This is a genomic window from Acidimicrobiales bacterium (assembly GCA_036270875.1).
Classification (GTDB): domain Bacteria; phylum Actinomycetota; class Acidimicrobiia; order Acidimicrobiales; family AC-9; genus AC-9.
The window spans coordinates 1-7,620 of the sequence record DATBBR010000135.1 but is presented as its reverse complement, the minus strand read 5'-3'; the positions used below and the strand labels follow the sequence as shown (position 1 = coordinate 7,620).

10 protein-coding genes are annotated in these 7,620 nt (G+C 69.8%); 8 read left to right on the top strand and 2 right to left on the bottom strand.

The genetic code is table 11. The features are described from left to right. Nucleotides 1-537, top strand: a 537-nt coding sequence (locus VH112_13165) for a SufD family Fe-S cluster assembly protein (GenBank protein HEX4541184.1), incomplete at its 5' end; no start/stop codon positions are given. Nucleotides 538-680: 143 nt separating this feature from the next. Continuing rightward, nucleotides 681-1,037 (top strand): hypothetical protein, encoded by a 357-nt coding sequence (locus VH112_13160; protein HEX4541183.1) that lies wholly within the window; start codon nucleotides 681-683, stop codon nucleotides 1,035-1,037. Nucleotides 1,038-1,039: 2 nt separating this feature from the next. Here VH112_13160 and VH112_13155 read toward each other — a convergent pair whose 3' ends face one another. After that, the gene (locus VH112_13155) at nucleotides 1,040-1,855 is read right to left on the bottom strand and encodes a crotonase/enoyl-CoA hydratase family protein (protein ID HEX4541182.1); all 816 of its coding nucleotides are present in this window, start codon (nucleotides 1,853-1,855) and stop codon (nucleotides 1,040-1,042) included. Nucleotides 1,856-1,897: 42 nt separating this feature from the next. Here VH112_13155 and VH112_13150 point away from each other — a divergent pair, with 42 nt between their 5' ends. The 6 genes from VH112_13150 to VH112_13125 all read left to right on the top strand — a co-directional run bounded on the left by VH112_13150 (nucleotide 1,898) and on the right by VH112_13125 (nucleotide 7,324). Further along, entirely contained in the window at nucleotides 1,898-2,713 is an 816-nt protein-coding gene (locus VH112_13150) for a PhzF family phenazine biosynthesis protein (protein HEX4541181.1), read from the top strand. A 107-nt stretch (nucleotides 2,714-2,820) separates the two neighbouring features. Next, the gene (sufD, locus tag VH112_13145; protein ID HEX4541180.1) at nucleotides 2,821-4,092 is read left to right on the top strand and encodes a Fe-S cluster assembly protein SufD; all 1,272 of its coding nucleotides are present in this window, start codon (nucleotides 2,821-2,823) and stop codon (nucleotides 4,090-4,092) included. After that, complete coding sequence (locus tag VH112_13140; GenBank protein ID HEX4541179.1) at nucleotides 4,092-4,409, top strand: non-heme iron oxygenase ferredoxin subunit; 318 nt, start codon at nucleotides 4,092-4,094, stop codon at nucleotides 4,407-4,409. The genes sufD and VH112_13140 overlap by 1 nt, the downstream gene beginning before the upstream one ends. Next, the gene (sufC, locus tag VH112_13135; protein ID HEX4541178.1) at nucleotides 4,406-5,197 is read left to right on the top strand and encodes a Fe-S cluster assembly ATPase SufC; all 792 of its coding nucleotides are present in this window, start codon (nucleotides 4,406-4,408) and stop codon (nucleotides 5,195-5,197) included. Before VH112_13140 ends, sufC begins: the two co-directional genes overlap by 4 nt. A gap of 148 nt (nucleotides 5,198-5,345) precedes the next feature. After that, nucleotides 5,346-6,515 carry an LLM class flavin-dependent oxidoreductase gene (locus tag VH112_13130; protein HEX4541177.1) on the top strand — a complete coding sequence of 390 codons (1,170 nt, stop codon included), beginning with the start codon at nucleotides 5,346-5,348 and terminating at the stop codon, nucleotides 6,513-6,515. Then, nucleotides 6,515-7,324 (top strand): alpha/beta fold hydrolase, encoded by an 810-nt coding sequence (locus VH112_13125; protein HEX4541176.1) that lies wholly within the window; start codon nucleotides 6,515-6,517, stop codon nucleotides 7,322-7,324. Before VH112_13130 ends, VH112_13125 begins: the two co-directional genes overlap by 1 nt. A gap of 20 nt (nucleotides 7,325-7,344) precedes the next feature. Here VH112_13125 and VH112_13120 read toward each other — a convergent pair. Further along, nucleotides 7,345-7,620: hypothetical protein (locus VH112_13120; GenBank protein ID HEX4541175.1), on the bottom strand; the 276-nt coding region annotated here is incomplete at its 5' end.

The following is a 7,620-nucleotide window of genomic DNA, read 5'->3' as shown; positions in this document are numbered from 1 at the left end:
CGATCTAACATCGGCAGCCGGCTGACCATGAAGTACCCGGCCGTCTACCTGATGGGCCCGAAGGCGTCGGGGGAGGTCCTCTCTGTCGCCTATGCCGGCGCCGGCCAGCATCAGGACGCCGGCGCCAAGATGATCCACGCCGCCCCGGAGACCAGCTCCACCATCGTCTCCAAGTCCGTCTCCAAGGACGGGTGGATCACGACGTACCGAGGGCTCGTCCACGTGGACGAGGGTGCTACCAACGCCAAGAGCTTCGTCCGCTGCGACGCCCTGCTCCTCGACGAGAAGAGCACGTCCAACACCAAGCCCTACATGGAGGTCGAGGAGCGCGACGCCCAGATCGGCCACGAGGCAACGGTCTCCAAGGTGGGGGACGACCAGCTGTTCTACCTCATGAGCCGCGGCCTCTCGGAGCAGCAGGCCATGAGCATGATCGTGAACGGCTTCATCGAGCCCGTGACCCGTACGCTACCGATGGAGTACGCCGTCGAGTGGAGTCGGCTGATCGAGCTGCAGATGGACGACTCCGTCGGCTGACCCAAGCAGGCGCCGCGGCGCGCTTCGTCACGCCAAGTTCACGAGGTGCGACGTCTGGCTGCGGCCGGCCGAGTGTAGAATCGGATTCCCGCTGAGCGAAGGGTGCTCACGGGATGCGCCCCCGGTCCCAGGGGATACAGCTCATGCCGATGCGCGAGGAATGCAAGCACTTCCAGAGCCGGACGTACGCATCCGGTGAGGTGGCGCGCTTCTGTGTGCTCGACCTGGCCCCCGAGGCACCCTGGCGGTGCCCTGACAACTGCCCGGCCTACGAGCGGAGGATGGCGGACGCCGGCTGGACGCACGGCAGCCTCGTCGAGCCGGCGATCGAGGACGAGCCCGAGGTTCCTGGCCCCGAGGCGGCGCACCTGCTGGACGAGGCCGAGGACATCGTGAACTCGGTCGGCGCCACCTTGGCGGCCGAGGTCGAGCGGGAGCGGGAGCGACGGGCCGCGACCGCCGCCAGCCCGTGGTGGCGTCGGTGGCGCCGGGGTCGCTGACCCTACAAGCCCCTGAACGAAGGCGGGCGCTTCTCGGCGAAGGCGGCCATCGCCTCCCGTAGGTCGTCGGACGGGAGGAAGGCCGCGTTCCACGCGGCCACGTAGTCCAGCCCCTCGGCCACGCTGCGCTCCGCGCTCGCCGCCAGCACCGCCTTGGTCCCCTGCACGGCCAGCGGTGAGTTGGCCGCGATCTCGGCCGCCATCTCGGCGGCCGCCTTCACTACTGCCTCGTGATCGGGAAGCACCTCGTTCACCAGGCCGATCTGGCGAGCGCGGTCGGCGGGAACGTCCTTGCCCGTGTACGCCAGCTCCGCCACGTGCCCCATGGGGATGATGCGGGGGAGGCGCTGGAGGCTGCCGAGGTCCGCCACGATGGCGATCTTCGTCTCCCGTACCGAGAAGACGGCATCGGCTGCGGCCAGGCGGATGTCGCAGGCGGCGATGAGGTCGACCCCGCCCCCGATGCAGTAGCCCTGCACGGCAGCGATCACCGGCTTGGGGCAGTCCGCCACGGCGGTGATCGAAGCCTGCATCCGGTGCACCTGTCTCAGGGTCTGGCGGGCGTTGGTCACCTGCGACCCGGCGGAGCCGGCAACCGAGCCACCCATGGCCTTGAGGTCGAGGCCGACGCTGAAGTGCGGTCCGCGCCCGGCCACCACCACGGCGCGGATCTCGTCGTCATCGGCAAACTGCTCCATCATCACGGGCAGGTCGGCCCAGAAGTCCGGGCCCATGGCGTTCCGGCGCTCGGCGCGGTCGAGCCACAGCGTGCCAACGTGGCCGTTGCGCTCGATGGACAGGACCTGTGAGCCGGCCATGGCGGCCACAGTAGCGGCGGCCGGGCGGTAGGTTCGCCTGGGATGGCCATCGAGCTGCGCTACCGGGTCGTCGACGTGTTCTCCGCCCGGCCCCTGGCTGGCAACGCCGTCTGTGTCGTGCTGGACCCCTGTCCCGAGCCGGTGATGGGCGCCATCGCCCGGGAGGCCAACCTGAGCGAGACGACGTTTCCTACTGTGATCGGCGCGGACGAGTACGAGCTGCGCATCTTCACGCCCGCCGTCGAGCTGCCGTTTGCCGGTCACCCCAGCCTCGGCACGGCGTGGGTCCTCGGTCCCCGCCGCTGGACCCAGACGTCGGAGGGGGCGACGGTCGTCATCGAGGCCGACGAGACGGGGGCGGTGATGGGCCAGCCCACACCCGAGATCACCGAAGCGCCAAAGGCGCTGCTGACGGACTCCACCCTCCCAGGGGCCGAAGGCGCCGAGGGCGCCTACCGGGCCGAGGCCGGGGGTATCACCCACCTCCTCATCCCCACCACGGCCCGTCTCGACCGCCTTCGCCCGTCGCCGGTGGCGGTCGCAGAGGTGGCCCAGAAGGCCCGGGCGACCACCGTGGCGTTGTTCACCCGGGGAGAGCACTCGAGGCTCCATGTGCGGGTCTTCGTTCCTGGCCCGCGGGGCTCCTCGGGTGGAGGGTTCGAGGATCCCGGCACGGGCTCAGCGGCCGGGCCCATCGCCCTGCTCGCCCGCCGGCTCTGGGGAACCGCCGCCGACGTGACCATCTGCCAGGGCGACGAGATCGGCCGGCCCTGCAGAATCGAGGTGCACGCCGAGGAGGCCGACGTGCGGGTCGGGGGCAGGATCGCCGCCTGTGCTGAGGGCAGGTTCACCCTCTAGGGCGGGCCCACGCGACCGACTAACTACAGTGGGTGGATGGTCGGGGGCGTCGAGCACCCGACTGTGGATCTCCTATCTCACGATCTCGTCGCTGAGAGATGACGCCCTTGACCGAGTTCACTGCCGACGCCGCGGCTGCGCTGCCGGGGCCAGCCTGGATGAAGCGGCGGCGCGCCGACGCGCTGGACCGGTTCGAGGCGGGTGAGCTGCCCACCGAGGCCGAGGAGGTGTGGCGCTACAGCCGCATCGACGAGCTCGACCTCGGCGCCTTTCGACCCCTTGCCGGTACCGAGGTGGAGTCCGGAATCCCCCCTGCGGTCACTGCCGTTGCCGACGACATGGGCCCTCGCTCGGGACTGCTGGTGCTGCGAGATGGTCGCGTCGCCCACGCCGAGGTGCGCGATGATCTCGCCGCTCGAGGCGTCGTCCTCGGCGGCCTGCTGCAGGCGGCTCCCGACGAGGGGGCCGAGCTCCTCGGGGCCGTTGCGGGCGCGCCCGACGGCTTCGTCGAGCTCGCGACCGCGTTCCTCGCCGAGGCGGCCCTCGTCCGGGTGCCGCCGAAGGTCGAGCTGGACGCGCCCCTAGTGGTGGTCCACTGGCTGGACACCGATGGAGCTGCCGTCTTCCCCCGCACCGTCGTGCAGGTCGGCGAGTCCAGCCAGGCCGGCGTGGTCGAGGTGATGGCCTCGGGAGACGTGGCCGCTCTGGCGGCGCCGGTCGTCGAGCTCGACGTGGCCGACGCCGCCAACCTCGCCTATGTCGGGCTCCAGCAGCTGGGGTCGCGGGTCTGGCAGGTGGCCTATCAGGCCAGCCGGGTGGGGAGAGACGCGAGCCTGCGGTCGTTCACGGCCTCACTCGGCGGCGAGTACGCCAGGCTGCGAACGGACTCGCGGCTGGCGGGCCAGGGAGGGTCAACCCAGCTCATGGCCGCCTTCTTCGGTGCCGCTGACCAGATGCACGACTTCCGCACCCTCCAGGACCACGACGCCCCGAAGACGACCAGCGATCTGCTCTTCAAGGGGGCGGTGAGCGATCGGGCCCGTTCGGTGTACAGCGGTCTCATCCGGATCCGCCACGGCGCCCACGGGAGCAACGCCTTCCAGACCAACCGCAACCTCGTGCTGTCGGAGGGCGCCCACGCCGACTCGGTTCCCAATCTGGAGATCGAGGAGAACGACGTGCGCTGCAGCCACGCGTCGACGGTGGGACCGATCGACGAGGAGCAGCGGTACTACCTGGAGAGCCGGGGCGTGCCTCCCGCCGCGGCCGACCGTCTCATCGTGGCCGGGTTCTTCAGCGACATACTCGACCGGGCCCCGGCACCAGGTGTCCGGCCCCACCTTCGACGGGCCGTGAGCGATCGTCTGGAGAACGACTGATGGGCGAGCGGGTCAGGCTGTGCGCGACCGATGACGTGCCCACGGGTACGGCGCGACGCTTCGACGTCGGTGAGCATCGCATCGCCCTGATTCGTGTCGGCGACGCGTTCTACGCCATCGGCGACCGCTGCAGCCATGCCGACTACTCGCTGTCCGAAGGCGAGGTCTACGCCGAGGATCTGGAGATCGAGTGCTGGAAGCACGGCAGCACGTTCGCGCTCGAGACCGGCGAGCCTCTCTGCCTGCCCGCCACCCAGCCCGTACCGGTCTACGAGGTGGAGGTCGAGGGCGACGACGTGATGGTGGTACTGCCGTGAGGCCAGCCCGGGAGGTCGGCCCCGACGGGACCGCCGAGCTGTCGATCGCCGGATTGCGAGCTGGTGTCCCCGAGCGGGAGATACTCGAGGGTATCGATCTCCGGCTTCGCGGCGGCGAGGTCCACGCCGTGATGGGCCCGAACGGCTCGGGCAAGAGCACGCTTGCCCATGTCCTGATGGGCCGGCCGGGCTACCGCGTCACGGCCGGCGGCGTGACGCTCGACGGTGTCGACCTCCTTGCCCTGCCCACCTGGAAGCGGGCCCAGGCGGGATTGTTCCTCGTCCCCCAGTACCCGACAGAGGTGCCGGGAGTGAGCCTGGAGGACGCGCTGGGCGAGGCGCTCACCGCCGCCGGTCGGGATCGCAGCGAGGTGCGCGAGTTGGTGGCGGCGGAGGCCGGCCGCATCGGGTTCGACCCGAGGTTCCTCGTCCGGCCCTTGAACGTCGACCTGTCGGGCGGCGAGAAGAAGCGAAACGAGACACTGCAGCTCGGCGTGCTGCGACCGAGATTCGCGGTGTTGGACGAGGTTGACTCGGGTCTCGACATCGACGCCCTCCGGGCCGTCGCCCGGCGCATCGAGGCGGCCACGACCGAGTCCGAGCTCGGCGTGTTGGCGATCACGCACTACACCCGGCTCCTCCACGTGCTGAGGGCCGACGCGGTCCACGTGATGGTCCGCGGGTCGATCGTCCGCAGCGGCGGGCCGGAGCTGGCCGAGGAGCTCGAGCAGACCGGCTACGCGCCGTACGGGGTCGACGAGCCAGGAGCGACCATCTCAGGGGCTTGAGCAGCCCGCTGGGGGCCGGAGAACGGCGCTCCCGGCAGACACAGTGGGGATGCCGGCGCTGACGGCACGGTCGAACTTGACCGAGTGGTCGGGTTACGATCACCGCCACCGGCGGTCCGGTCGGTCGCGAGCGAGGGGGTTCGCCGAGATGCGGTTCTTCAGCTTCCACCTGATGCCCTACCCGGCGTTGCCGGACGACTACGACGGGCCCGCCTGGGTCACCTGTCCCAACTCGCTGTTCGACCCCGGCGTGGGCAGCCAGATCTACAACCGCTACCTGGACGAGCTCATCCTGGCCGAGGAGCTCGGCTTCGACGGAGTCTGTGTGAACGAGCACCACCAGAATGCCTACGGCCTCATGCCCTCCCCCAACCTCATGGCGTCGATCCTCGCCCGCCAGACCAGCCGGGTACGGATCGCGGTGGTGGGCAACGCCCTGCCGCTGTACGACCCGCCCACCCGGGTCGCCGAGGAGTTCGCCATGATCGACTGCATCAGTGGCGGTCGCCTCATCGCCGGGATGGTGGTCGGCGGGGGTCCCGAGTACTACTCGTTCTCGATCAACCCGGCCCATGCCCGGGAGCGGTTCCAGGAGGCGCACGACATCATCAAGCGGGCGTGGACCGAGCCCGGCCCGTTCGAGTTCATCGGCAAGCACTACAAGCTTCGCTACGTCAACAGCTGGCCGCGCCCCGTCCAGCAGCCCCATCCGGAGATCTGGATCCCAGGCGTCGGCTCGCTCGAGACGATCGAGTTCGTCGCCCGCAACCGCTACGCCTACATGGGCATCCCGTACTTCCACATCGACGTGTTCGAGCGGATGTTCAAGATGATGCGCGAGGCCTGTCAGCGACAAGGCTACGAGGTCGACCCGCTCCAGCTCGGTTGGCTCGTGCCCATCTACGTGGCCGAGACCGACGCCGAGGCCCGCCGTCAGTACGAGGACCACTTCTGGTACTTCGTCCGCCGCCTCCTGCCCGGCATCAACATCTCCCCGCCCGGCTACACCTCGATTCGCTCGTACGAGAACATCCTGAAGGGAGCTAAGACCTTCGCCCTCAACCTGAAGACATGGGACGAGGTACAGGCGGGGGAGTACGCCATCGTGGGCTCGCCGGAGACGGTGACCGAGCGGCTCACGGAGAACCTCCGTCGCCTCGGGCCGGGCAACCTGCTCGGTCTGTTCCAGCTGGGAACGCTTCCGGCCGATGCGACCCGGCGCAGCCTCGAGCTGTTCGGCACCGAGGTCATGCCCAAGCTGCGGGCCGCGTTCCCGGCCGGCCAGCCCGTGCTCGGCGCGCCGGCGGCGGTGGCGTGATGGCAACCAGCCTCAGCGACGGGCGGCTCTCGACCAACGTCGGCACCGTGCAGGTCCTTCGGGCGGGGGCCGGCGACCCTGTCGTCTACCTCCATTCGGCTATGGGGGAGGGGGCGGGGACGCTGTTCCTGGAGGACCTGGCTGACGAGCGTGAAGTGGTTGCGCCCGTCTTTCCCGGGTTCGGCGAGTCCGAGGGGATCGAGAGCATCGACGACATGGATGACGCCGTGTTCCACCTCCTCGACGTGCTCGACCGCCTGGGCCTGTCGTCGCCGGCGGTGGTGGGGCTGTCCCTCGGGGGCTGGATGGCGGCGGAGCTCGCCGTTCGGTACCCCGATCGCGTCAGCCGCCTGGTGCTGGTGAACCCGGTAGGGCTGTACCTTCCGGGCGCGGAGATCAAGGAGCTCTTCGGGCGGCCCTTACGCGAGCTGGCCCAGGACATGTTCGCCGACCAGAGCCATCCCATGGCCCAGATGATGAGCCAGCTGGACACCATGGCAGCCAGCGAGGTCGACATCCCCTTCGAGGTCCTGCGTCCGCTGCTCCAGTCGATGGCCGCCACGGCCAAGTTGGCCTGGGACCCTTACCTGCATGATCCCAAGCTGGCGGGGCGGCTGCATCGCGTCAGCTCGCCCGCGCTCATCGTGCGCGGCGCACAGGACACGCTCGTGCCCAGAGCGCACGCCGAGGCCTACGCCAGCGGCATCTCCAGAGCTGCACTGGTGGAGGTCGAGGGGGCAGCCCACCTGTTACCCCTGGAAAAGCCCGCCGAGCTGGTCGAGCTGGTCAAGGCGCATCTGGGCGCGTAGCTGTGCTGGGTCGTTCCCGGCTACTCGCGTGCCCGCATCACGGCAAGGACCACGAGCCCGATTGCGACGGCCATGAACCCGGCGGCAAAGCAGATGGTGGACGCCTTGGTCAGCTTCTCGGTGACGCCCTGGAACGCCTCATAGGCGAGAATCGAGTAGGCGAACCCGACGATCAGGAAGCCGGCTGCGGCGAGAAACAGGCCAGGAGCGATGCTCGGCCGGTGCCGATGGCTCGGCGGTGCCGCCGTCGCCAGCACCGGCTGGGTCTGGGGTCCCGGAGGTCCGCTGGCCCCGCC

Coding starts and splice junctions, on each gene's coding strand:
- VH112_13160 (HEX4541183.1), top strand. CDS start 681: ATGCCGATGCGCGAGGAATGCAAGCACTTCCAGAGCCGGACGTACGCA.
- VH112_13155 (HEX4541182.1), bottom strand. CDS start 1,855: ATGGCCGGCTCACAGGTCCTGTCCATCGAGCGCAACGGCCACGTTGGC.
- VH112_13150 (HEX4541181.1), top strand. CDS start 1,898: ATGGCCATCGAGCTGCGCTACCGGGTCGTCGACGTGTTCTCCGCCCGG.
- VH112_13140 (HEX4541179.1), top strand. CDS start 4,092: ATGGGCGAGCGGGTCAGGCTGTGCGCGACCGATGACGTGCCCACGGGT.
- VH112_13130 (HEX4541177.1), top strand. CDS start 5,346: ATGCGGTTCTTCAGCTTCCACCTGATGCCCTACCCGGCGTTGCCGGAC.
- VH112_13125 (HEX4541176.1), top strand. CDS start 6,515: ATGGCAACCAGCCTCAGCGACGGGCGGCTCTCGACCAACGTCGGCACC.